General features: G+C 61.4%; 20 protein-coding genes. 6 read left to right on the forward strand and 14 right to left on the reverse strand.

Annotation, left to right across the window (positions count from 1 at the left end):
• Entirely contained in the window at positions 1–909 is a 909-nt protein-coding gene (locus tag T281_RS01350) for a lysophospholipid acyltransferase family protein (RefSeq protein WP_037232953.1), read from the reverse strand.
• Positions 910–1,109: 200 nt separating this feature from the next.
• Positions 1,110–2,306, reverse strand: a complete 1,197-nt coding sequence (locus T281_RS01355; RefSeq protein WP_037232954.1) for an FAD-dependent monooxygenase — start codon at positions 2,304–2,306, stop codon at positions 1,110–1,112.
• Positions 2,307–2,969: 663 nt separating this feature from the next.
• Here T281_RS01355 and T281_RS01360 point away from each other — a divergent pair.
• Entirely contained in the window at positions 2,970–4,577 is a 1,608-nt protein-coding gene (locus T281_RS01360; RefSeq protein WP_037232955.1) for a porin family protein, read from the forward strand.
• Between the two features lie 354 nt (positions 4,578–4,931).
• On the opposite strand, the gene T281_RS01365 is transcribed toward T281_RS01360, so the two are convergent.
• Positions 4,932–5,570, reverse strand: coding sequence for a hypothetical protein (locus T281_RS01365; protein ID WP_155954978.1), 639 nt, complete (start codon positions 5,568–5,570; stop codon positions 4,932–4,934).
• Positions 5,571–5,816: 246 nt separating this feature from the next.
• Between T281_RS01365 and ispH the strand changes: the two genes are divergently transcribed.
• From ispH to rnhA, 3 genes are read left to right on the forward strand one after another with little or no spacing between them, the layout of a single operon-like run.
• Positions 5,817–6,788: a 4-hydroxy-3-methylbut-2-enyl diphosphate reductase gene (gene ispH / locus T281_RS01370; protein WP_199502390.1), complete on the forward strand. Its 972-nt coding sequence runs from the start codon at positions 5,817–5,819 to the stop codon at positions 6,786–6,788.
• Positions 6,789–6,809: 21 nt separating this feature from the next.
• A complete protein-coding gene (locus tag T281_RS01375; protein ID WP_037232956.1) occupies positions 6,810–7,769 on the forward strand; it encodes a homoserine kinase in 960 nt (319 codons plus the stop codon).
• Positions 7,759–8,301 (forward strand): ribonuclease HI, encoded by a 543-nt coding sequence (gene rnhA / locus T281_RS01380; RefSeq protein ID WP_037232958.1) that lies wholly within the window; start codon positions 7,759–7,761, stop codon positions 8,299–8,301. The genes T281_RS01375 and rnhA overlap by 11 nt, the downstream gene beginning before the upstream one ends.
• A 516-nt stretch (positions 8,302–8,817) precedes the next feature.
• Here rnhA and T281_RS01385 read toward each other — a convergent pair.
• From T281_RS01385 to T281_RS01425, 9 genes are all read right to left on the reverse strand, one after another.
• Positions 8,818–9,219, reverse strand: coding sequence for a F0F1 ATP synthase subunit epsilon (locus T281_RS01385; RefSeq protein WP_037232960.1), 402 nt, complete (start codon positions 9,217–9,219; stop codon positions 8,818–8,820).
• 98 nt (positions 9,220–9,317) lie between these two features.
• The gene (gene atpD / locus T281_RS01390; RefSeq protein ID WP_013420820.1) at positions 9,318–10,751 is read right to left on the reverse strand and encodes a F0F1 ATP synthase subunit beta; all 1,434 of its coding nucleotides are present in this window, start codon (positions 10,749–10,751) and stop codon (positions 9,318–9,320) included.
• 319 nt (positions 10,752–11,070) lie between these two features.
• Positions 11,071–11,931, reverse strand: coding sequence for a F0F1 ATP synthase subunit gamma (locus T281_RS01395; protein ID WP_013420819.1), 861 nt, complete (start codon positions 11,929–11,931; stop codon positions 11,071–11,073).
• A 21-nt stretch (positions 11,932–11,952) separates the two neighbouring features.
• Positions 11,953–13,494: a F0F1 ATP synthase subunit alpha gene (gene atpA, locus T281_RS01400; protein ID WP_013420818.1), complete on the reverse strand. Its 1,542-nt coding sequence runs from the start codon at positions 13,492–13,494 to the stop codon at positions 11,953–11,955.
• The gene (locus tag T281_RS01405; protein ID WP_037232965.1) at positions 13,494–14,051 is read right to left on the reverse strand and encodes a F0F1 ATP synthase subunit delta; all 558 of its coding nucleotides are present in this window, start codon (positions 14,049–14,051) and stop codon (positions 13,494–13,496) included. The genes atpA and T281_RS01405 overlap by 1 nt, the downstream gene beginning before the upstream one ends.
• A gap of 190 nt (positions 14,052–14,241) precedes the next feature.
• Entirely contained in the window at positions 14,242–14,742 is a 501-nt protein-coding gene (locus tag T281_RS01410; protein WP_013420816.1) for an RNA pyrophosphohydrolase, read from the reverse strand.
• Positions 14,743–14,954: 212 nt separating this feature from the next.
• Positions 14,955–15,254, reverse strand: coding sequence for a hypothetical protein (locus tag T281_RS01415; protein ID WP_037232970.1), 300 nt, complete (start codon positions 15,252–15,254; stop codon positions 14,955–14,957).
• 91 nt (positions 15,255–15,345) lie between these two features.
• Entirely contained in the window at positions 15,346–16,704 is a 1,359-nt protein-coding gene (locus tag T281_RS01420; protein ID WP_037232972.1) for a S41 family peptidase, read from the reverse strand.
• A gap of 6 nt (positions 16,705–16,710) precedes the next feature.
• Entirely contained in the window at positions 16,711–18,132 is a 1,422-nt protein-coding gene (locus T281_RS01425) for a murein hydrolase activator EnvC family protein (protein ID WP_162173088.1), read from the reverse strand.
• Positions 18,133–18,501: 369 nt separating this feature from the next.
• Between T281_RS01425 and T281_RS01430 the strand changes: the two genes are divergently transcribed.
• A complete protein-coding gene (locus T281_RS01430) occupies positions 18,502–18,987 on the forward strand; it encodes a peroxiredoxin (protein WP_037232978.1) in 486 nt (161 codons plus the stop codon).
• A gap of 62 nt (positions 18,988–19,049) precedes the next feature.
• Here the strand turns inward: T281_RS01430 and T281_RS01435 are convergent, their stop codons facing one another.
• Together T281_RS01435 and T281_RS17280 are read right to left on the reverse strand one after the other, a co-directional pair.
• The gene (locus tag T281_RS01435; RefSeq protein WP_037232980.1) at positions 19,050–19,940 is read right to left on the reverse strand and encodes a response regulator; all 891 of its coding nucleotides are present in this window, start codon (positions 19,938–19,940) and stop codon (positions 19,050–19,052) included.
• Positions 19,941–20,157: 217 nt separating this feature from the next.
• Positions 20,158–22,041: a sensor histidine kinase gene (locus tag T281_RS17280; protein WP_052036898.1), complete on the reverse strand. Its 1,884-nt coding sequence runs from the start codon at positions 22,039–22,041 to the stop codon at positions 20,158–20,160.
• A gap of 373 nt (positions 22,042–22,414) precedes the next feature.
• Here T281_RS17280 and T281_RS01445 point away from each other — a divergent pair, with 373 nt between their 5' ends.
• Positions 22,415–23,470 carry a 2'-deoxycytidine 5'-triphosphate deaminase gene (locus T281_RS01445; RefSeq protein ID WP_037233037.1) on the forward strand — a complete coding sequence of 352 codons (1,056 nt, stop codon included), beginning with the start codon at positions 22,415–22,417 and terminating at the stop codon, positions 23,468–23,470.
• Positions 23,471–23,489: the final 19 nt, after the last annotated feature.

Raw genomic sequence — 23,489 nt, forward strand, 5'->3', positions numbered from 1 at the left:
TCAATGGCGCACGCCCTCGAATTCGCGCTCGGGCCAGCGCTTGTTCGACCACATCCATTGAGAGGGATGCTCGCGAATCCATGCCTCGAACTCGCGCTGAATGGTGGCCGTCAACACCTTGATGTCTTCGTTCACATCGCCGGTGCGCGGCACTTCCAGTTCCTTGAACGCGATGGAGAAGCGCGACTCCTTGCCAATGCGGATGCAGCGGCCCACCGCAAGGCGCGTGCCCGCGCGTCGAGCGAGCCATGCGGGTGCGACGGTCGCCCACATCGGATGACCGAAGAACGGCACCTGCACGCCATGCCAGTCGGCGAGGTCGGCCAGCATGCCGAGCGCGCCGCCGCTTCGCACATGCGTGGCGATGCGCATGATCGTGGCGAGCCCCTCGTTGCTCTTGCTGGCGAACAGGCCGCCCGGATAAAGCTGCGCGCGCTTGTTGCGGATGTAGCGGTCCACATAGGGGTTCTCGACAAGCCGGTACACGCCCGCGGTGTTCGCGCCGATGGTGAGCAGCGGCAGGATCGCGATCTCCCAATTGCCCATATGCGGCGCGGCGACGACGAGCGGCCCCATCTCGCTGCGGTAACGGTCGAGCAACTCCGGGTTTTCGATGGTGAAACGCGACGGATCTTTCAGAAGGCGGTCGAGCTGGAATGTCTCCGCCATCACGCGCCCGAGATTGTCCCACATCGCATCGACGATGGCCTCGCGTTCGGCGTGCGTCGTCTCCGGCATGGCCTTGGCGAGATTGCGCAGCGCCCGGGCCTGACGATGGGTCTTCGGCGCAAGGAACCGCCAGGCGCGCGCGGAAAACGCCGTGGCCATGTCAAGCGGCATCGCGCGGACGATCGCCGCGATGGCCAGAACGGCGCCGTATTCCAGCCTTTGGCGGAGATCGAGAAACATTATCGGGGACGCGCGGTGAGAGCCTCACGCCTGTCTTGCAAGCGCAACCTTCGGCGTCAAGCCTAAACGCGTGCTCTGGCGCATACGTTTGGCTCACCTCCCCGCGCGCTTCAGAGCACACGTGTGCGCCTCAAGAGCACGCGCAACTTTTTGAATCTGGGGCAGTTTTCGAATTTTACATTCGATTGTCGAACTCGCAATCACTGCACCGGGCCGGCGGGAGCCATCCCGCGCCGCATGAAAGCCCTGCGTAGCGGCCCGATCGCGCCGAGCGCATAGAGGCCAAGCCCGCGCGCCGCCTGCATCGGGAGGAAGCTGGACAGGAGGCTGCGATTCAGGAGATCGACGCCGAGCGTCCGGCTGACGATGTCGCCGCGCCGGGCGGCCGAATAGTCACGCAGCAGGTCTTCGCCGCCGAGGTCCGCATTCGCGGCCTTGGCATCGACGAGAAGGCCGAGCAGCGCCTCCACGTCGCGGAAGCCGAGGTTCAGCCCCTGCGCGCCGATGGGCGGCACCGCATGCGCCGCTTCGCCCACGAGCGCCACGCGGGCGCGGCCAAACTCGCGCGCCATGAGCGCCGAGAGCGGGAATGCCCCGCGTTGGCTGAGGTCGAAGATGCGGCCGAGCGCGAAATGCGACGCCTTTTCCATCTCGTGCGCGAAGGCTTCGTCGTCGAGCCCCATCAGACGCGCCGCGTCGGCCTTGCGCTCCGTCCAAACGAAGCTCGACCGGTTGCCGGGCAGCGGTATGAGCGTGAACGGACCGCCGCTTCGGTGAAATTCGATGCACAGCCCGTTATGCGGCCGGGAGTGGCTGAAACTCGCCGCCATGGCGGTTTGCTCGTACGGCCATGTCAGCGCGCGAATGCCCGCCGCCTCGCGGGTGGCGGAGTTTCGACCGTCGGCGGCGACGGCCAGCGGCGCGTAAAGCTCGATGCCGTTCTCGAAGGTGAGGATCGCCCGCGTGGCGGACTCGTGGAACGTGCGCAGCGGACCCGGCGTGAGAATCGCGATGCCCTTTTCCGCCGCGATCTCTTTCAGCGCCCGCGCGAGATCGGCATTGGCGATGTTGCAGCCGAAAGCCTCCTCGCCGATTTCGGCGGCCTTGAACAGCGCGTCGGGCGCGCGAAGGCGGCGTCCGGTGTCGTCGATGAACTGGAGCGCGCGAAGCGGTTCCGCATGCGGCGCGCATCGATCCCAGACGCCGAGCCGCGCAAGGAAGGCGATGGTCGTGCTGAAAAGCGCCGCGCTGCGCCCGGTCGCGGCATGAGCGGACGCGGCGGGGGAAGTGTCGACGACGGTCGCGATAAGGCCCGCGTCGTGGCAGCCGATTGCCGCCGCGAGTCCCGCAGGCCCCGCGCCGATCACTATGACTCCGGACCTCTGGGTGAAGCTCATTTCCGTGCTCCCACGCTCTTGTTGCGGCGCAGCTTATCGTGACGAACCGAAACCGGGAACGCCTTCTCGATCATCTTTGCGCGAGGCGCCCGGCGGCTCCCCGCAGCGAGACAACCCATCGAGACCAGCCGGGTTTCGAGTCGGCGACGAGAAGGAATTTCGACGGTCCGAAGCGGCGGAAAAAGGGAACGAGGCTGTGTTCAGTGCAACGCACGCCAAAAGGCTATGCAAGTAAAATGCTGATTAAGTTGTGACACCGCCAAATCCAGTGCCCGCTGGCAAAAGCCAGCACAAGTAAACTTGACATCAGGTTGTGATGTGGCGAGTTCCGTTGCGCACACGCCACAAATTTCTACAAGTTAAATTCAATTTTAAGTTGCGATGTTTACGAAACAATAAGACTCACTTAGCAACCAGAGATGGTAGAGGCCGCTGAAAAATCGTCGGCTACCGAGTTTGTCTCAGCACCGAGTGGAGCCTCGCGGCTCGAAAGGAGGCGGTGGCACACAGCTCTCCCGCCAGTCAGAACACATCCAAACCCGTGTTTGCCCAGCACATTTGGGTTGAAGGGAGATTCAGATGATCGGCGGACTCGTGATTAGGACGAGCCTTGCGTGTGCGGCAACTCTAGGTTTTGTGCTGAGTTTCGGGCAGGTCCCAGCATTGGCGGCCGACACTGGTTCGAAGTCGGCGAAATATTCGGCCCTTGGCGGCGATTGCTGCGCCGATCTTGAAGAGCGCGTGGCCGAACTCGAGGTCACAACTGTTCGAAAGGGCAACCGCAAGGTCTCGCTCGAACTGTCGGGCTGGGTCGACAAGATCTTGCTCTTCTGGAACGATGGCAAGCAGAGCGACATCTACGTTGAGGACAACAATTTTGCCTCTACCCGCTTCCGAATGAAAGGTGTCGGCCAGATGGCGCCCGACTGGAAAGCCGGGTTCTTCCTAGAATACGAGTTTCGCGACGCGTCGTCCAATCTGGTCGATCAGGTCACGGAGCAGAACCGCAACATCGAGACGGCGCTCCGCATCCGGCAAGAGAATTTCTTCATTGAAAACGAGACGTTCGGCCGCGTGACGCTCGGCTTCCAGAACACCGCGACAAAAGATCTGACGCTCATCAACTTGGGCGGCGGCTTCAGCAACGTCGAGAACTACCACGCCGCCAGCTTCTTCATCCGCGACAACACGCTGCCGACGAGTTCGTGGTTCAACACGACGACCAACACTTTCGTGACGACCGCTCCCACGTCCGGGGCGCTTCCCAACTCGACGCGCACGGTGGCTCCCGCCCTCACAAACACCAGCAATAATATCACTGTAATCGGCGGGGGAACGACCTCGACGGGCACGAACACGATAAGCACCGTCGTTGCCTACTCGCCGGGCGGCCTGATCTGGAACAACCTTTCGAACGCGCTCGATAGCCAGCGCATGGAGGCGATTCGTTACGACTCGCCGGAAATCTGCGGCTTCATTGCCTCTTTCGCTTGGGGGCAGAACGACTTCTGGGACGCCGCGCTCCGCTATCAGAAGGAGTGGAATTCCATCCGTATCGCGGGCGGCGTCGGCTATCAATGGTGGGGCGAGCGCTCGCTGACTCTTGGCGCGCCCTGGGCGGCAAATTCGATCTATCAGGGTAGCGATCAGTCCAACCAGCCAAGCATGACGGCGGGGCCGAGCGGTGGCGTGGCCGCGTCGCAGCTCATCTCCAACGCTAACAACATATATGGCGGCGCTCGTTATCGCGTGAACTCGAAGATCGAAGTTGTGGAAGGCAACCTCTCGGCAATCCATCTGCCGACCGGCCTTTACGGCTCCATCGTTGCAGGCACGCGGCACATCGAAAACTCGCCTGTCGAGTCTCTCAACAAGGACGCGACCTACTGGTACACGCAGGTTGGCATCACGAAACGTGTCTTTGAAGTTGGCGCGTCGACAATCTATGCGGAATACGGCAATTACGACAATTTCGCTGCGGCGGCGGTCTATTTCCAGGTGTGGAATTCCGCGAATGGCAACACCCTCAGCACGACTCGCGTGCGGGACTCGAACGTGGACCGCTTCGGCATTGGCGTGACGCAGGCCTTCGACGGCGCGGCGATGGAAATCTACGGCAATTATCTTCACTATAATGCGAACATAACAACATCCACGTCTTACGTCGGCAGCGCGACCGGCGGGGCCGCAACCACCGGCTTCAACAACACCGAAAGCCGTTCGCCGGAAGACTGGGACGCGTTCTACACCGGCGCTCGTCTGAAGTTCTGACGGTTACATGCCGGAAAACACGACGCGGCATGACGCTGTAAGTTTTGATTGTCGATCAGCTTTCCTGAGTCAAATCCGGTTTAACGCTGGCTGATTTCATCCCTATCGAAAGCCGCCTCCACGGGCGGTTTTTGTGTGCGCGACGCGCGCCAAGAGAGGGGGACGCGGTGTGTATTCTAAGCCGTGGTATCGCCGGGCGGCAAAGCGCGCCTTGTGCGTTGCTCTTCGTGCACGAAATGTACGCCGATTTTTCGTCGGGGCGATACTTAAAGACAAAGTTACGGCCCTTCGCGATGGCGAACGACCGCAGAGTGACGGCAGGCGTTGAGCTGACGCCGCAGAAGATACTCGTTCTTACGCCGCGCCGGGGCCCTTCTTCTCAAAGGCGAACGAGACCGTGTAATCCTGCGGGGTCGTGCCGTCGCGCACCGGGATTGCAACATCGCGAACCAGCGCGAAATAGGAAATCGGGTTCTGTGTGGTGATGTTTACGGAGACGTTGAAGGTCTCGGACTTGACCTTGTTCTTCGCCTTGTCGAGCACCTGCATCACGATGGACAGCGTTACCGCTCCCGGCTTACCCTTGGGGCCGAGGAGCACCCGGCCCGCGAGGCCGTATTTGACCTGCACCACGCCCATCGTGGCTTGGCATTCGCGCGCCGTCTTCGTGATTTCCGCGCGATGGATGACCGCGGACGCGTCGCCGATTCGGTTGCTTTCATAGATCGTCACGTAGCGCTGGCCACCCTCGACCTGAAGGGGAGGGCATCCCGCAGCCGCCGCCATTTCCACCGGGCCATCCGAGTTCGTGCGAGCGGCCGTAATCATGCTGTCTTCGGTGATGATCGGGGTCCACGAAGGCTCTGCCTTTTTGCTCGAGAAGATGCCGCCATCGCCGACGGACGGCATTTGCGACAGCCCGCAGGCGCTGACCGACACGGCGATGCAACCGCAACCAAGCAGCCGCAACACAGTCGTTAAAGACCCCCTCATGTGCCCCATCGTTCCTTCTTTACCAAAGATTTAAACACTTCCCTCAAAGCCCGCGACTTTGAGTAGCGTTGCTTTTTTATGGTTTGTCGCGCTCATTATTGCTACAACATGGCACCGGATTTCGAGCGCGCTCCGCGAGCCTAACGAGCCGGAGAGAGGGCCGCAAGCTTCGACGCTCCCCTTCCCTGCCAAATTTGACCTTTTTGCGGAGTTCCGCACGCCTTTTGCGATCGCTCAGTTCTGGAGATGGACCTGATGACGGAAAAACCACGCCTTGAAGTTCTCCTCGCCGCGCCCAGAGGGTTTTGCGCTGGTGTGGACCGCGCGATCCAGATCGTGGAAATGGCGATTGAGAAGTTCGGCGCGCCGGTCTATGTCCGCCATGAAATCGTCCATAATCGCACCGTCGTGGAGAGCCTCGAAGCGAAGGGCGCGATCTTCGTCGAGGAACTGAACGAGATTCCCAACACCGACGCACCGGTTATTTTCTCGGCTCACGGCGTGCCGAAATCGGTGCCCGTCGAGGCCGCGAAGCGCAATTTTTTCTATCTCGACGCGACGTGCCCGCTCGTCTCCAAGGTGCATTTCGAAGCGGAACGCCATTACAAGGCGGGCCTCGAAATCATCCTCATCGGACATTCGGGCCATCCGGAGGTGATCGGCACGCTCGGCCAGCTCCCGGAAGGGGCGGTGACATTGATCGAGCAGGTCAAGGACGTCGAAGACTTCGAAGCGCGCGACCCCGCGAAGCTCGCTTATATCACGCAGACAACGCTTTCCATCGACGACACCATCGAGATGATCTCCGCTCTCAAGGCGCGTTTTCCGCTCATCCAGGGCCCCGCCAAGGAAGACATCTGCTACGCCACGACGAACCGGCAGCGCGCGGTGAAAGCCATCGCGAGCGACTGTGACGCCATCCTCGTCGTCGGCGCGCCCAATAGCTCCAATTCCAAGCGGCTCGTCGAAGTGGCGGTGCGCGCGGGATGTCCGAAGGCGATGCTCGTGCAGAAGGCGTCGGAAATTCCGTGGGAGAGCCTCGAAGGCATCGGGGTGCTCGGCCTGACTGCCGGTGCTTCCGCACCCGAAGTGCTCGTCGACGAAATCATCGAAAAATTCAAGGCGCGCTACGACGTTACCGTCGAAATCGTTCGTACGGCAACCGAGGATGTCATCTTCAAGATCCCGCGCGCGCTCCAGCAGGCCGCTGCGCAGTGAGCGCAGCGCGACACGCGTGACATGGCTGTTTACACCGAAGTTTCGGTCGAAGATCTCGACGCGTTGCTGGCGAAATACGACATCGGGCAGGTCTTGGCCTTCAAGGGCATTGCCGAGGGCGTAGAGAACAGCAATTTCTATCTCGGGACGGACAAGGCTCAGTATATCCTCACGCTTTATGAAAAGCGCGTGGCGGCCGGCGACCTTCCGTTCTTTCTCGGCCTCATGGAGCATCTTGCCCAGAAGGGCGTGAATTGCCCCTTGCCGGTGCACGATCTTGACGGCCGCATTCTCCAGACGCTGGCGGGAAGACCCGCCGCGTTCGTAACTTTCCTGTCGGGATATTCGCTCAAGCGACCGCAACCGGTCCATTGCCATTCGCTAGGGGAAGCTATCGCGCGCCTGCATCTGGCCGGGCGCGATTTTACGCTTCACCGCGACAACGCCTTGTCGGTGGCGGGCTGGCAGGAGCTTTTTGCGAGCATCGAAGGGCTTGCCGACAGGCTTGTGCCGAAGATCTCCCTGTCGCTCGTCCGCCATCTCGACGACATCGCCGCGCACTGGCCGAGCAAACTCCCGCAAGGCGTCATCCACGCGGACCTGTTTCCCGACAATGTGTTCTTCCTCGACAACCGCGTTTCGGGGCTGATCGACTTCTACTTCGCCTGCAACGACCTGTTCGCCTATGATCTCGCGATCTGCATGAATGCGTGGTGTTTTGAACTGGACGGCGCGTTCAATGTCACGAAGGCGCGCGCGTTGTTCGCCGGCTATAATTCGGTGCGCGCGCTGGACGATGCCGAGGTGGCGGCGCTACCGCTGCTTGCCAAGGGGGCGGCGATCCGCTTTTTCCTCACCCGCGCTTACGACTGGTTCAACACGCCGGACAACGCCTTCGTGAAACGGAAAGACCCGATGGAATATTGGCGCAAGCTCGCCTTCCACGACGGCGTGAAGCACGCTGGCGCTTATGGCCTCTGAGGCCGAAGGCCCGCGTGAGGGCGCGGTCGTCGTCTATACGGACGGGGGCTGCCACGGAAATCCCGGCCCCGGCGGCTGGGGCGCGGTCCTGATCTACAAGGGCCGCGAGAAGGATTTGTGGGGCGGCGAGCCCATGACCACCAACAACCGTATGGAACTCATGGGCGCGATCAAGGCGCTCGAAGAATTAACGCGCCCGTGCGAAGTCGATCTCTTCACCGACTCGCAATATGTGCGCAACGGCATCACGCAATGGATCGGCGGCTGGAAGGCGAATGGCTGGAAAACAGCCGCGCGCAAGCCTGTGAAGAACGCCGAACTCTGGCAGCGGCTCGACGCGGCACGCAAACACCATGACGTGCGCTGGCACTGGGTCAAAGGCCACGCGGGCAACGCGCTGAACGAGCGCGCGGACAAACTCACGCAGAAGGCGATCGCCGAGCAGAAAGAAATCATCAGGCACGGGGGTGCGCCGGTCTCGCTGCCGGACGACGCGCTCCAGGCCGAATCCGATCAGCCTAAATCCGCCTGATCTGAATCAGTCCCTGAACTTTATGACAGACACGTTCCCTCGACCGGATTGCGATGCAGATGATTGGAACGGGACTCGGAGGATGATTTGCAAAAGTTTGGTGTTGGCTTGCTGCTTCAGGCTTGGCGGTTGCGCCTGAGCCGAGAGAAAGTAGCTCGAAGACCCAGCGTCGCCGGATGAGTTTGAACACGCCCTCCTTTCGCCGACCGATTCGCTTGACAGCACGGAATCACAGGCGAAGTCTCAGGATTCAAGGACTTTCCGGTCAGGGTCATAAGGCGCTTTGATTCCACCGACAGGAATAAGCGCTGGGCGTCGTTCAAGCGCGATCAGAACACGATCCGAGTGTACGGCACCCGGAGTTGCGGGCGTCGCGGGCCCTGCAAGCTGTTGAGATTTGGAGTTCGGAAGGAGCAAAAGTACAACAGAACGCGCGCGTAGGTCTCCCTCCACGCGCGCATCAAACCGCCGTCAGGACCAGCCGACACTCATAGGCTCCGGCGGTTCCCCGACCCGTTAAAGTGCAAGCCGAGCTTTCAGGGTCTGCAAGCGCTCCAGCCGATCCCACGACGAGATCTTGCGAGCGTCGTCTTTCGCTTCGTCCAGAGATTGCTCCGCCTGCGCGATTTCATCCGCCAGGATAGCGCCCGTCAGGTCTTCGAGCGGGATGGCGAATTCAGCCAGCACCGTCGCCTTGTCCGGTCCTACATCGGCGAAGCCGCCGCGCAGGAAGAACTGCTTCTCGCCGTCCTTCGCTCGGGTTGTCAGGATGCCCGGGCGCAACTTTAGAATAAGAAGACCACGTCCGGCCTGGGCGGAAAGATCGCCTTCCTGCCCCGGAAGCACGGCCTCCGCGACGTCGCCGGACAAAAGCCGCTTATCCGGCGCAATAAGTTCGAAGTAAATTGTATCGGCCATCTCGGGTCCGTTCTCCGGCGCTGAACCGTGAAAATCCGAAGGCCGCTCTCACCCGGCGCACAGGCTAGAGCGCGAGCGAAAGCGGCCGATATCGTTTCCTAGGCTGCCGCCGCCATCTCTTCGGCCTTTGCAATGGCCTCGTCAATGGTGCCGACCATGTAGAACGCCTGCTCAGGCAGGTGATCGTAATCGCCTTCGCAGAGCCCCTTGAAGCCCTTGACCGTGTCCTTCACGTCGACGAGTACACCGGGCTTGCCGGTGAAGGCTTCGGCGACGTGGAACGGTTGCGACAGGAAGCGCTCGATCTTGCGGGCGCGAGCGACCGTGCGCTTGTCCTCTTCGGACAGCTCGTCCATGCCGAGGATCGCGATGATGTCCTGAAGCGCCTTGTAGCGCTGGAGGATGACCTGCACCTGCCGGGCAACCTTGTAGTGCTCTTCGCCGACGATGCGCGGCTCAAGCGCGCGGCTCGTCGAGTCGAGCGGATCCACCGCCGGGTAGATACCCTTTTCCGCGATGGAACGCGAAAGCACGGTCGTCGCGTCCAAGTGAGCGAAGGAAGCCGCAGGCGCCGGGTCGGTCAAGTCGTCGGCGGGCACATAAATGGCCTGCACGGACGTGATCGAGCCCTTCGACGTGGATGTGATGCGCTCCTGAAGGGCGCCCATGTCGGTGGCGAGCGTCGGCTGATAGCCCACCGCTGAAGGGATACGGCCGAGAAGCGCGGACACTTCCGAGCCCGCCTGCGTGAAGCGGAAAATGTTGTCCACGAAGAACAGCACGTCCTGGCCCTGATCGCGGAAATATTCAGCGACCGTCAGACCGGTCAGCGCAACGCGGGCGCGCGCTCCGGGGGGCTCGTTCATCTGGCCGAAAACCAGCGAGCACTTCGAGCCCTGCGAGGATCCGCTCTCATGCGGGTCGACGTTCACCTTGGACTCGATCATTTCCCAGTAAAGGTCGTTGCCTTCGCGCGTACGCTCGCCAACGCCCGCGAACACGGAGTAACCACCGTGACCCTTCGCGATGTTGTTGATGAGTTCCTGAATGAGCACCGTCTTGCCGACGCCCGCGCCGCCGAACAGGCCGACCTTACCGCCCTTGGAATAAGGCGCCAGCAGGTCGACAACCTTGATGCCGGTGACAAGCACTTCGACTTCGGTCGACTGATCGACAAAGGACGGCGCCTGCGCATGGATCGGGCGGCGCTGGTTCGACTTGATCGGGCCGGCTTCGTCGATCGGCTCGCCGATGACGTTCATGATGCGGCCGAGTGTCTCTTCGCCGACCGGGACGGATATCGCTTCGCCGGTGTCGGTGACTTCCTGACCGCGAACCAGACCTTCGGTCGAGTCCATGGCGATGGTGCGGACCGTGCTCTCACCGAGATGCTGGGCGACCTCAAGCACAAGGCGGCTGCCGTGGTTCTGTGTCTCAAGCGCGTTCAGGATCGACGGCAGCGGCCCATCGAACTGCACGTCCACCACGGCGCCCGTGACCTGCCTGATACGGCCAACTCGTCTATCGCTCATCTTGTCTTCCCCAAAACCGGTCCATCTTTGTCCGATACGACGACCATCTCCGACTCGTCCGATGTCGCCGTACTCAATTCATTTAACCGCCGCGCAATCCTTGCGGGTTGCCTTGCTTCGGCTGCGTCTCTCGTCGGTCGCGCGACCGGCCTGAAGAGCACCCCTCGCGACGGACGCCGCGCCGGGGGCCGAAATTCTGCGTTGCGACAGGCGATCCCATCTGAATAAGACGGAAACCGCCCAAAAACAACAGCCGAAACAAACACGTTGCCCGGCAGAGCGGCGCGAGCGTATCCGCACGCGCCTTCGGAACCGAAGGCTAGACTGCCTCCGCTCCCGAGATGATTTCGATCAGTTCCTTTGTGATCATCGCCTGACGCGCGCGGTTATACTCAAGCGTGTAGCGGCTCACCATATCGCCTGCGTTGCGCGTTGCATTGTCCATAGCGGTCATCTGCGACGCGTAGAAGCCTGCGTTGTTCTCCAGAAGCGCGCTGAAGATCTTGGTTGCAAGCGCACGCGGCACGAGATCGAGCAGGATTTCGGCTTCGTCCGGCTCGAACTCGTAGTCGCCTTCGGAGGCGGGGAGTTCCACCGGAAGAAGTTGGCCCGCTGTGGGCTTCTGGGTGATGATATTTTGGAACTTCGAGAAGAAGAGAGTGGCGACGTCGAATTCGCCCGCCTCGAACCGCTTGACGACGCGCTGCGCGATATCGATCGCATGAACGTAGCCGAGCTGTCGCACGCCGCGCAGGTCGACATGGTCGATCATCAGCTTGCCGAAATCGCGCCGGAGCACGTCAGCGCCCTTTCGGCCGATGGTGATGATTTTGACCGACTTGCCTTCGGCGAGAAGCACGCGCACGTGATCGCGCGCGAGTCGCGCGATGTTCGAGTTGAACGCGCCCGCGAGCCCGCGCTCGCCAGTGGCGACCACGAGCAGATGCGTTTGCGTCTTGCCTGTACCCTGCAACAGCAGCTGAAGCGGGCCGGTGGGCATTGCCTTGCCCGCGAACTTTCCGAGGATCTTGTCCAGACCCTCGGCGTAGGGGCGAGCCGCTTCGGCCTGGTCCTGCGCACGGCGCAATTTCGCGGCGGCCACCATTTGCATGGCCTTCGTGATCTTGCGTGTGGCCTTAACCGACGCGATGCGGCCTCTTAGGTCTTTCAGGCTCGCCATTGGTGTCTCCGCTAAGCCCGATTACGCTGAAAAGCGCTTCGAGAAATCGGTAAGGATGCCCTTCAGCTTCTGCTCCGACTCCGGAGAAAGAGCTTTGGAGTCGCGGATCGCATCCAGCAGATCCCTGTGCTCGTTGCGGAGCAGCGTCAGGAACTCGCGCTCGAACTCGCCGACCGACGAAACCGGGATCGGATCGAGGAAGCCGCGCGTGCCAGCATAGATTACGACAACCTGCTCTTCCACCTTGAGCGGCGAGAACTGGGGCTGCTTCAGAAGTTCAGTGAGACGCGAGCCGCGAGCGAGAAGCCGCTGCGTCGCGGCGTCGAGGTCCGAGCCGAACTGCGCGAACGCCGCCATTTCGCGGTACTGCGCAAGCTCACCCTTGATGGCGCCCGCAACCTGCTTCATGGCCTTGATCTGCGCTGCCGAACCCACGCGCGACACCGAGATGCCGACGTTCACGGCCGGACGGATGCCCTGATAGAACAAATCCGTCTCAAGGAAGATCTGGCCGTCCGTGATCGAAATCACGTTCGTCGGAATGTAGGCGGACACGTCGTTCGCCTGCGTCTCGACGACGGGAAGGGCGGTCAGAGAGCCCGAGCCGTGATCGGGGTTGAGCTTCGCCGCGCGTTCCAGAAGACGAGAATGCAGATAGAACACGTCGCCGGGATAGGCTTCACGTCCGGGCGGACGACGGAGCAGCAGCGACATCTGGCGGTAGGCCACGGCCTGCTTCGACAGATCATCATAGATGATGAGCGCATGCATGCCGTTGTCGCGGAAGTACTCGCCCATCGTGCAGCCCGTGTAAGGCGCGATGAACTGCATCGGAGCCGGGTCTGACGCGGTAGCGGCGACGACGATGGAGTATTCCAGCGCGCCTTGCTCTTCCAGAACCTTGACGAATTGCGCAACCGTCGAGCGCTTCTGGCCGACCGCCACGTATATACAATAAAGCTTCTGGCTTTCGTCGCCCGTAGCGTTCACGGACTTCTGGTTCAGGATCGCGTCGAGCGCCACAGCGGTCTTGCCGGTCTGGCGGTCGCCGATGATCAGCTCGCGCTGGCCGCGGCCGATCGGGATCAGCGCGTCGATGGCCTTGATGCCCGTCTGCATCGGCTCTTTCACGCTTTGACGCGGAAGAATGCCGGGCGCCTTGACGTCCACGCGGCGCTTTTCAGTGTACTGGATCGGACCCTTGCCGTCGATCGGGTTACCGAGACCGTCCACCACACGGCCGAGCAGCCCCTTGCCGACCGGCGTTTCCACGATGGCGCCCGTACGCTTGACGGTGTCGCCTTCCTTGATGTTCGTGTCGAGGCCGAAAATAACCACACCGACGTTATCGGCTTCGAGGTTCAGCGCCATCCCACGGACGCCACCCGGAAACTCGACCATTTCGCCGGCTTGGACGTTATCGAGACCGTAAACGCGAGCGATACCATCGCCCACGGAGAGCACTTGCCCAATCTCGGAGACTTCTGCTTCCTGACCGAAATTCTTGATCTGTTCCTTCAGGATCGAAGAAATCTCGGACGGGCGGATTTCCGTTAGCTCCATCAGCTGGCCTCTTTCATCACCTTTTCGAGGTTTTTCAATTTCGTACGTAAGGACGTATCGATCATCTGGCTGCCGACGCGGACGACAAGCCCGCCGAGCAGCTTCGAATCCACAATCGCCGTAAGCTTCGGCGTCTTGCCGAGCTTCTGCCGAAGCGTGTCGACCAGATCCTGAGTCTGAGCTTCGCTAAGCGGCACGGCGGAAATGACTTCTGCCTCGACCTCGCCGCGCTCCTTGGCGGCAAGCGAGCGGAAAGCCGCGATCACGTTCTCGACGGCGAAAAGCCGCCGGTTCTTTGCGAGAACGATAAGAAAATCGCGCGCGAGGCCTTCGATCCCGGCCGCCTTCAGGACGGCCGAGAGGCCCTTTTCCTGCTCGGCGATGGAGAAAGTCGGGTTCAGCACGAGGCGACGAAGATCGTCGCTTTCGCGCAGCGATTTCTGGAAGATTTCGAGAGAAGCTTCGACGCTGCCTACCGCGTTGTCCGCGCGTGCCAGATCGAAAAGCGCTCCAGCGTAACGTTCAGCTACCGTCGATCCTGCGATGGTCCGCGCCAAGACGTGCTCTCCAACAGTCAAAGAGCCGCCAAACGCGTGGAGCGTCGAAGCGTGCTCTGAAATCGGTGATAAATGTCCGGATTTGAAGCCCGGCTTATGCCTGAGGCGCTTCTAGCATAGACCCTTCACGCATTGCAACCCGGTGCAGCGAATTGAATGATCGTTTTTCGCCTTTGCGAAAGATCGTTCCTCATGGAACGAGAAGGTCAGCAAATTCAGCGAAAACGGCCTCGTAGGCAGCGCGCTTGAAGCCCACGATCTCATCCACGACCTCTGCCGGAGTGGCCCAACGCCAGGAGTCGAACTCCGGCTTATGGCCGTCGAGCTTGAGGTTCATCTCGGACTCGTCGCCAGTGAACTGCATCGCGTACCATTTCTGCTGTTGCCCCCGATACTTACCCTTCAAGGCGCGGCCAACGGATTCGGGCGGCAGGTCATAGTAGATCCAGGCCCGTGCCTCCGCGAGAATCGACACGCTCGTCACGCCTGTCTCCTCGTGAAGTTCGCGCAGAGCCGCTGCCCTCGGGTCTTCGCCCTTGTCGATCCCGCCCTGCGGCATTTGCCAGCGCCGATTCGCCTCACCTGAAGCGAAGTCTTTCGTGCGGTGCCCGATCCAGATGCGGCGTTCGGCGTTCAGAAGCACGATCCCGGCGCAGAGCCGGTAAGGGAGAGTGGATGGTTGGATGAGCATCGCGGTTTTTCCTTATGATGCTGCGAGACTTTTTGCGTTGGCTCGAATTGCTAGCCGGGCTCCTGTTTCGGCACGCGAGCGATTCCGGTTCGCTCCATAGCGCTTAAGGCGAGCGATCGACAACGCATCACGCGGCGGCGATGGGATCGATATCCGCGCTTCAAACGAGTTCATTTTTAGCTGGATGCGGCGGCTTTCGACATTGGAAGCGCTTATCGAGGGGCTTCCGATGCAGCGCCGGTCGCATAGTTGAGTTGGACAGGAGGACGATCGGGCAATACGGGTGCGTTTCCCGCTTCCGCGCGCCCGTCCACAGCGGGCGGCGAATCAACTTCCGCGCTCGACGTGGACTCGACCTTAGGCAAATTGACCGCGCGCGGCATGTGACGCGTATCGATCGGAATCACCAGCGTGAGATCGTATTCATGGCCGGGATCGGATGAGGCGAACCAGGCGATGGCCCCTCCGAAAAGCGTAAAGAACAGCCCGGCGACGATCAAAAGCGTTTTCATTGAGCACCCCTGTGCTTCGACAAAAAGCAAAAAGGCTCACGCTCTCGCATGAACCTTTTCACTATAGGATCGCAATTGCAGATGCGAAAGTTTAATTCGGCACTTCCGCAGCCGCGGCCGCTGCGGGGGCCGCCGCGTTTTCGACCTTCTTCGCGACTTCGATCTTCTTGCCGTGCAGAAGGTCGATAGCCGCCTTCAACTGCACGTCCTTTTCTTTCTCCTTGGGAACATAGGAGATGCTGCCGGAAGCCTCCTGCGCGCCCTCGTTCTTCAGATGACCGCGCAGGCTCGCTTCGCCCTTCGGCGTAAACGATGCCATCTGCTGCTTGAGGTCGTCGGGAAGCTCGGGCTCCACCTGATAGTTCGGCGAGATGCCAGTCGCCTGGATCGAGCGCCCGGACGGCGTGTAGTAGCGTGCCGTCGTCAGACGGAGGCCGCCATTCGCGCCGAGCGGTATCATGGTCTGAACGGAGCCTTTTCCGAACGAGCGCGTACCGATTACCTCGGCGCGCTTGTGATCCTGCAAAGCGCCCGCAACGATTTCCGAAGCCGAGGCCGAACCGCCGTTGATCAGAACGACAACGGGCTTACCCTCGGTGACGTCGCCGGATTTTGCACTCGCGCGGCTCGACTCGCTGGCGTTACGACCCTTGGTGAGCACGATCGCGCCCTTGTCGAGGAATGCGTCGGAGACGGCGATGGCTTGATCGAGAAGGCCGCCGGGGTTGTTGCGGAGGTCAAGGACGTAGCCCTTGAGCTTCGGACCGATGGTCTTCTTCAGGTCTTCGATGCCCTGCTTCATATATTCGTAGGTGTGTTCGCTCTGGAACGTCTTGACCTTGATCCAGCCGATATCGTCCTCGGCGCTGTACTTCACCGGGTTGATACGCACGATGTCACGCACGACGCGCGTCTGGATCGGGGCGTTCGCGCCCTTGCGCATGATGGTGAGCATGATCGGCGAATCCACCGGCCCGCGCATCTTCTCCACCGCTTCGTTCAGCGAGAGGCCCTGGATCGACTCGCCATCGAGATGGGTGATGTAGTCGCCCGACATGACGCCCGCGCGATCAGCCGGCGTATTGTCGATGGGCGAAATCACCTTCACGACGCCGTCTTCCATCGTGACTTCGATGCCTAGCCCGCCGAACTCGCCGCGCGTCTGCACCTGCATGTCCTGAAATTCTTTCGCCGTGAGGTAGCTCGAATGCGGATCGAGTCCTTGCAGCATGCCGTTGATCGCGTTTTCGATCAGCTTGGTGTCGTCCGGCTTTTCCACATACTCTGCGCGGACGCGCTCGAGCACTTCTCCGAAAAGGTCAAGCTGGCGGTAAATTTCCGCGTTCGCAGCAATGGCCTGATCCCGGCGCGTGGATTGCAAAATGAAAAAGCTGGCTGTGCAAACCAGCGCAATAAGAAGAGCACCGAGCGCGAGTTCGGATTTGCGCATGTATATTCAACCTTTTCCTCCCGCAGACCACCACGGTGCGGGATCGACAGACTGTTGCTCTCTACGAAATTCGACGTAGAGTGATGGGCGTTTCGGTGTCGTTCCGTCGGCGCGGGTTTCAGACCCCATCGCCGCCAGAGGCTCACCGGCCAGAACGAATTGACCTTGGTCGACCTCGATCCGCTCCATGCCTGCTATTACAACATGATAGCCCCCACCGGCATCGATAATCAAGAGTTGACCATATGAGCGGAACGGGCCAGCGAACAAAACCTGACCGTCGCAGGGCGAGATAACCTGTGCTCCGGGTCGCGACTCTAGGTGAATACCCTTCGATGGACTGCCATCTTCGGTTGTTTGTCCAAAATTGACAAGAGCTTTTCCCTGTACTGGCATGGGCAGAAGACCCTGCGCCGCAGCGAAGGGTATCGACGGTTTCATCCGGCCGGCCTGAAGTGCAACCCGCGTGGCATCTGGCTTGAATTCGTTCGACTTGCTATCCGCTTCTGCCTTGCTTGCGCTGATTGCGGGAAGCATGTCCTCAAGGCTCTTGATGCTGGCTATGTTGATCTTCGATGCGCTGCCGAGACTTTCCAGCGTGGCCGCGTTGGCCTGTATCTGCTCCCGGTTTTCGGCGATAAGGAGGTCGAGTTGCGCCTTGATCCGAAAGTTCTGCGCCTGCTCGATCCTGCGGCGCTGCTCCTGAAGCGCGACGTCTTTCTCGATCGCCTCCAGCGCGTCAACGTCGACCGTTAACTGTGTGGCAAGTTTTTCGACATCGGCATAAAAAGTTGCGAGCACCATGCCGCTGCGGATCATCTTCAACGCGTCGCGCGTGTGCGTGATGAGAAGCGGCGGCGGCTGGCGCGAAAGCCCCTGCATGAGAGAGAACAGCGCTGAAAGCTGCTGGCTCTTGGCGTCGAGCTTCGTCTGCTGCTCCTTCATCTTTTCGCGCGTTTCGGCGAGCCGCGTTTCGAGATCCGAGAGGCGCTTCTCGGACAGCCTCAGCGAGCGCGCCGTCTCCACCAGACGCGCCTGGAGCCGCGCGCGATTATTCGCCAGCGTGCGCTTGTCCCTCGATAGCTCGCCCTGACGCGCCTTGATCTCTTCAAGCCGCGCCTTCCGCTGAATGTAAAGTTCCCGCGCCTGCTCATTATCGAGCTTCGCCTCGGCCGCGCCCTCCTTGCCGGAGCGACGGCTGGGCTTGATGCGGTTTTCGATGCCCTTGTTGAGGGGCTTAGAGGCGCGAACTCTGGGCGCGCTCTGCCTCGGCGAGCGCTGCGAAGCGGAGGGTGCGCCCGTTGCCTTCTCACCCTCGGCCGATCCGAAAATGTTACTGATGAGATCGTCGGCGGCGCGGGCAGCCTCGGGCGAAAACGCCAGAAAGACGCCCATAGAGACGAACAGAACGAAAGATCGCCGCGCCAATCGCTTCCCCCAGAAAAAATCGCACCCCATGATGGCGCGCCCGGTTCTCTCGCACCGGCATCGGAGCGAAATTATGAACCTCAACCGTACGCGGCAACATCTTTTGGACCAAAGCGAGGCTTTCACCCGCCACCCGCCAAAAGTTGGATGAAAGGCACGGATTGGCAGGCACCCAGCGCTCGCCGACGTGACGATGGCATTCAAGTCATTGTGAAAAGCCGTTCGGTGGATTGTCAGGAATTGTGCCGCTTCATAAGTGGCGAGACTTGGAGGGGCGCACGTCGACGGCGAGCGATCCTCCGGCTTCCGCGCGTGGTCCGATCCGGGCGACGCGGGGCATCGGCCAATTCAAGCGTCCAGGGAGAGAACATGACTATCGCACCCGGCACTCACCTTCCCCATGCGAAATTCAAGATCATGACCGCGACCGGCCCGGCCGATGTTTCCGCGGACGAGCTTTTCGGCGGCAAGAAAGCCGTGCTATTCGCGGTTCCCGGCGCGTTTACGCCGACATGCAGCCTCGCGCACCTGCCCGGCTTCATCGAGCATGCGGACGACTTCAAGGCGAAGGGCGTCGACGTGGTGGCCTGCACCGCCGTCAACGACGTGTTTGTGCTGGACGCTTGGGCAAAATCGACCGGAGCCGGGGAAAAGATCGTGTTTCTCGCCGATGGCAGCGGCGATTTCGCCAAGACAATCGGGCTCGATCTCGATGCGGGCGCGTTCGGCCTCGGCCTCCGCTCGAAGCGTTATGCGATGCTGCTCGAAGACGGCGTGGTGAAAGCGCTCCACGTTGAGGAAAATCCCTCCGTCGCGGAGGCGAGCAGCGCTGACCGTCTTCTCGCGGACCTCTGAGTCGTCGCCTGCGCCTCAGCGCCGATCACCGATCAGGATGGGTCAGCCTGATCGGGCACGGACTACGCTTCGTCGACGACGAATGTGCAGACCACCTCGTTGCCGCAGCCGACATAGTCCAGCGAACTGAACGACATTCTTAGCGCCGTCGCGATGCCGCGCCCATGGGGATGCATGGCCCGCTCGGGGCTGATGTCGAGAAAAGGCCGCCAGTCAAATCCATTTCCCTGGTCGCGAATGCGCGCCCGAAGCGTCTTGCCGTCCGTCTCGAAGCTCAGCCACGCCCATTTCTCGCGGTTGGCGGGCAGGGCGAGCCGACGCTCGATTTCCTCCCGCAGCCGCCCTTCGAGAATGAGGCGCGTCTTCTCCTGATAGGTGATGCCGAGATTGCCGTGCTCGATCGCGTTGGAGAGCATTTCATGCAGGCCGTAGATGGCCGCTTCCGGCTCGGGGAAACAATTGGCGATGAGGAAGGCGAGGCTGCGCGCCTCTTGCGGGGTGCGGAATCGGAAGCGAGCCTGTTCGAGAAGCCCCATGAGGCTGCGATGCTGCGCTACCTCCTCGCGGAGCCGCTGTTTCTGCGCGGCGTCCTGAAGCGCGGCGCCGACGATGGCGAGCAGCATCTGATCTTCATACGGCTTCGTGAGGTAGTAATAGACGCCCGCCTTGATGCCCTGAAGGATCTGGTCGCGGGAGGTTGCCGCCGTCTGCATGATGACGGGAATGTCGGCAAAACGCGCATCCGCCTTCACCGCTTTCAGCACCTCAATGCCGCCCATGCGCGGCATCATGCGGTCGAGGAGGATTGCATCGATGCCGGACGTGTCTTGGAGGCGCTGAAGCGCGGTGTCGCCGTCGTCGGCCTCCACCACATCGTAGCCCCCTTCGCACAGAAGCTCGCGCAGGATATCGCGGTTCAGCGCGTCGTCGTCGACATAAAGAATCTTGCGCATACGAAACCCGCGAAAACATCGGCACGGCGAAGGGGCGACAAATTGCCTCCTGACCTAAAGAACTAGAAAAACCTGAAAACGCGATGAAGGGTTCCGTCGCGGAGAGGGCGGACGATCAGGTAGGGCATTCAGGCGGCGCGGGGAAGCACGCATTTGATGACAGCGCCCCGTCCGCGTCCGTTCGCGGCCTAGATGCGCCCGCTGTGCGCGGGGGGCGTCAGGAGCAGGTCGGTTTAACCTGATCGGGTTCGGCTCTGGGAATGATGAAATGAATCGATGCCCCGTTTGAAGAAGGGGCCGCCCATATGCGGCCGCCGTGCAGTCGAACGATTTCCCGGCAGATCGTCAGGCCGAGCCCCGATCCCCCCGCTCCGGTGTCCGTCTTGCTGCTCTGAGTGAATTTGTCGAACACGCGATCGAGTTCTCCCTCCGGGATGCCGATACCGCAGTCTTCGATATGACAGTGGATGGCATCGCGGCCATCGGGCATCGCGTCATCGCTCATGGTGACGGTGATGGTTCCACCTGTCGGAGAAAACTTGATCGCGTTCGAGAACAGATTGACGAAAACCTGCATCATGCGCCGTGCGTCGAATACGGCTTCAAGGTCGCTGGTTTGTGCCTCAAATCGCAGGCGCAGAGCCTTCTCCTCGACAAGCGAGCCGAGTTCGACCCCCGCTTTCCGCGCCACGTCCATGAGGTTTCCGCGCTCAATGTCCAGATCGGACCAGGCCGACTCGAGTTTGGACAGGTCGAGCAGCGCGTTTAGCATGCCGAGAAGGCGGTCGCCCGCCGTTTGTATGTTCGTAAGGCACTTCTCCAGCCGGGCTTCGTCGCTTCGGCGCGCAGCCTTCAACCCGAACGCGGCATAGTTCAGGATCGCGTGCATCGGCGTCCTGAATTCATGGCTCATATTCATGAGAAAGGCTGTCTTCAGCCGATTGGCTTCTTCGGCCTGCTCCTTGGCGGTTTTCAGTTCCACGTTGATGTGTTGAAGCCGCCCGCGCTCTGCTGCCAGAGCCGTGCTCGTTCTGCCAAGCTGGCGGTGACGGCGGCGCAGGCTGTCGTTCGCCAGCGCGAGCCTGCGACTTCCATCGTAAAGCGCGACCTCCCGTTCCACGCGCCGGGCGATCTCACGCGCTAGAACCCAGCTCAGGCTGAGAAGAAGCGCCAGGACGCTCGCGCATAGCGCTCCCAGTTTGGCGGCGGCTCTGTTGACGGCGGCGTAAACCTCCGGCTCCGCGATCCCGGACAAGACCAGAAGCGGATAATCGCCGACCTTGCGCCAGCGGAAAAAGGTTTCGGAACCGTTCAGCGGATCATGTGCGCGCCTTTGCCCGGCGAGCAGGCCGCCGGTGAGTGCTTGCAGGTTCGGGTATGTCATTCCCACGAGTGAGACGTCGGTCTTCTGCCAGTTGGCGAAGGATGCGCGGATGACGCCATCCGTCCCCACAAGCATCAGGCTACCGCTTTTGCCGAGGTTGATCGATCGCTGAAGCGTCGTCAGCGACTCAGGCGAAAGCGAAAAGACGATGATGCCCGCTAGCTTCCCGTCCGGGCCTTCCACCCGGTCCGTGATCTGGATCGTCCATTGCCGCGAGATGCGGCCGATCACCGGCTTGCCGATATAGAGGCCGGGCCGCCCCTCCAATTGCACACGGATGTGTTCGCGATCCGAGAGGTCTATTGGCGGCGCGTTTGGGGTCAGAGACGACGCAAGCAGCTTTCCGTCCGGCCCGACGAAGGCGATCTGCACGGTTGACGAAGATGAGGCCAGGGCGGGGAGGTAAGTCTGCCAGTCGACTAGGCTAAGGCTCGTTCCGTGCGCCGCGAATTGTGGCTTGAGAAACTGTATCGCGCTCGCGACCATCTCAAGGTTTGCGCGCGCCTGCTCTTCGAACGCGGCCGAAAGGGTGGAGACATGGTTCCAGGCGCGGTTTTCGGCGTAGGAGCGCGCCTCGTTGACGACAGCGCAGAAGAAAAGAACGGTGCCTATCACCACGCCGCATGCGGAGATCGCGACCGCGAGCCTGAGTTTGGCGCCCGAACGCCGTATGCGTCCGCGCCTGTCAGGTTTGAGACCGCGCCGCTTAACCGCCATGTTGTGCAAATCGGGGCTTGAATATGCGCTTTCGCTTCCGCTCGGCAACACTCGGGAGAATGCGGACATAGACCTCCGCACCAATACGCTTAGTCAAAGCTCGGGGGATATTCCAGCGTTGAAGCGCACCTTTGCTTCCTCTCGGTAAAAGGCATTTCCACAAATTGTTGAATATTATCGTCGCGTCGAGGCAAATCCCGCGAATGTGAGTAGGCTCGCGGCGCATGGCGCTGCGGCCGTTCAGCCCACTCGCGCGGACGCAACTTTTCCGATAATGCTTGTCTTCGCGCGCCGATGGCCTCGATGCTGCTCGACATCAGAATGTCAAGCCGACGCAACAATAGAGATGATTGCACCTGAAATGACCTCTTCCCTGAGCGTGAAAACGTCCGGCATCCTCCCCTCGCAGGCCATTGCGAAGCTCGTCTCTGATGGCGCGATCGCGGCTTCCGCCTCCATCGGCGAGGGACAGATCCAGCCCGCAAGCCTCGATCTTCGGCTTGGCCGTCGCGCATTTCGCGTGCGCGCCAGCTTCATTCCGGGGCCGGGAACGAAGACGGAAGACCAGATCGAGCGCTTCAGGCTGCACACCATCGACCTCGGCCCCGGCGCGGTGCTCGAAGTCGGTTGCGTGTACGTCGCGGAGATCGACGAGTCGCTTGCGCTGCCGCTGTTCCTTTCCGGCATCGCCAACCCGAAAAGCTCGACCGGCCGCCTTGATGTGTTCACGCGCGTCATCGCCGACCACGGTCCCGGCTTCGACCAGACCGGCGCGGGCTACAAGGGGCGGCTTTGGCTCGAAATCTGCCCGCAGACCTTTCCGATCCTCGTGCGCACGGGATCGCGCCTCTCGCAGATCCGGTTCCGCGACGCGAACGGCGGCGGTGCGGGCGCGTCTGCCGAGGCAGGCGGCCAGCCGCGCGATGTCGCGTTGTCCGTCGAGCTGGGCGGCGAGCCGGGCGCGCTGATCGGCTATCGCGCCAAGCGCCACACCGGCGTCATCGACGTCGACCGCGCGGGCGCCTACGACATCGAGGAGTTCTGGGAGCCGATCGCGGCCACCCATCACCACCGCCTGATCCTCGACCCGGACGAGTTCTATATCCTCGCCTCGAAGGAGGCGGTGCGCGTGCCCGCCACCCACGCCGCCGAAATGGAGCCGTTCAATGCACTGATGGGCGAATTTCGCGTGCATTATGCGGGTTTCTTCGATCCTGGTTTCGGCATGGCTGAGGCCGGCGGCCAAGGCAGCCGCGCCGTGCTGGAGGTGCGCAGCCACAAGGTGCCGTTCATCCTGGAAGACGGTCAGCTGATTGGGCGGCTTAGCTACGAACCGCTCTCGGAGCCGCCCGCTCGTCTCTACGGGCACGACATCGGCTCGCACTATCAGGCGCAGTCGCTGAAGCTGTCGAAGCACTTTCGCGCGTGAAAGGGTGAGCGAATCGCGG

Source organism: Rhodomicrobium udaipurense JA643 (genome assembly GCF_000636015.1).
GTDB classification, from domain to species: Bacteria; Pseudomonadota; Alphaproteobacteria; order Rhizobiales; family Rhodomicrobiaceae; genus Rhodomicrobium; species Rhodomicrobium udaipurense.

Coding starts and splice junctions, on each gene's coding strand:
- T281_RS01350 (WP_037232953.1), bottom strand. CDS start 909: ATGTTTCTCGATCTCCGCCAAAGGCTGGAATACGGCGCCGTTCTGGCC.
- T281_RS01355 (WP_037232954.1), bottom strand. CDS start 2,306: ATGAGCTTCACCCAGAGGTCCGGAGTCATAGTGATCGGCGCGGGGCCT.
- T281_RS01365 (WP_155954978.1), bottom strand. CDS start 5,570: ATGAGGGGGTCTTTAACGACTGTGTTGCGGCTGCTTGGTTGCGGTTGC.
- ispH (WP_199502390.1), top strand. CDS start 5,817: ATGGACCTGATGACGGAAAAACCACGCCTTGAAGTTCTCCTCGCCGCG.
- T281_RS01375 (WP_037232956.1), top strand. CDS start 6,810: ATGGCTGTTTACACCGAAGTTTCGGTCGAAGATCTCGACGCGTTGCTG.
- rnhA (WP_037232958.1), top strand. CDS start 7,759: ATGGCCTCTGAGGCCGAAGGCCCGCGTGAGGGCGCGGTCGTCGTCTAT.
- T281_RS01385 (WP_037232960.1), bottom strand. CDS start 9,219: ATGGCCGATACAATTTACTTCGAACTTATTGCGCCGGATAAGCGGCTT.
- atpD (WP_013420820.1), bottom strand. CDS start 10,751: ATGAGCGATAGACGAGTTGGCCGTATCAGGCAGGTCACGGGCGCCGTG.
- T281_RS01395 (WP_013420819.1), bottom strand. CDS start 11,931: ATGGCGAGCCTGAAAGACCTAAGAGGCCGCATCGCGTCGGTTAAGGCC.
- atpA (WP_013420818.1), bottom strand. CDS start 13,494: ATGGAGCTAACGGAAATCCGCCCGTCCGAGATTTCTTCGATCCTGAAG.
- T281_RS01410 (WP_013420816.1), bottom strand. CDS start 14,742: ATGCTCATCCAACCATCCACTCTCCCTTACCGGCTCTGCGCCGGGATC.
- T281_RS01415 (WP_037232970.1), bottom strand. CDS start 15,254: ATGAAAACGCTTTTGATCGTCGCCGGGCTGTTCTTTACGCTTTTCGGA.
- T281_RS01420 (WP_037232972.1), bottom strand. CDS start 16,704: ATGCGCAAATCCGAACTCGCGCTCGGTGCTCTTCTTATTGCGCTGGTT.
- T281_RS01430 (WP_037232978.1), top strand. CDS start 18,502: ATGACTATCGCACCCGGCACTCACCTTCCCCATGCGAAATTCAAGATC.
- T281_RS01435 (WP_037232980.1), bottom strand. CDS start 19,940: ATGCGCAAGATTCTTTATGTCGACGACGACGCGCTGAACCGCGATATC.
- T281_RS17280 (WP_052036898.1), bottom strand. CDS start 22,041: ATGGCGGTTAAGCGGCGCGGTCTCAAACCTGACAGGCGCGGACGCATA.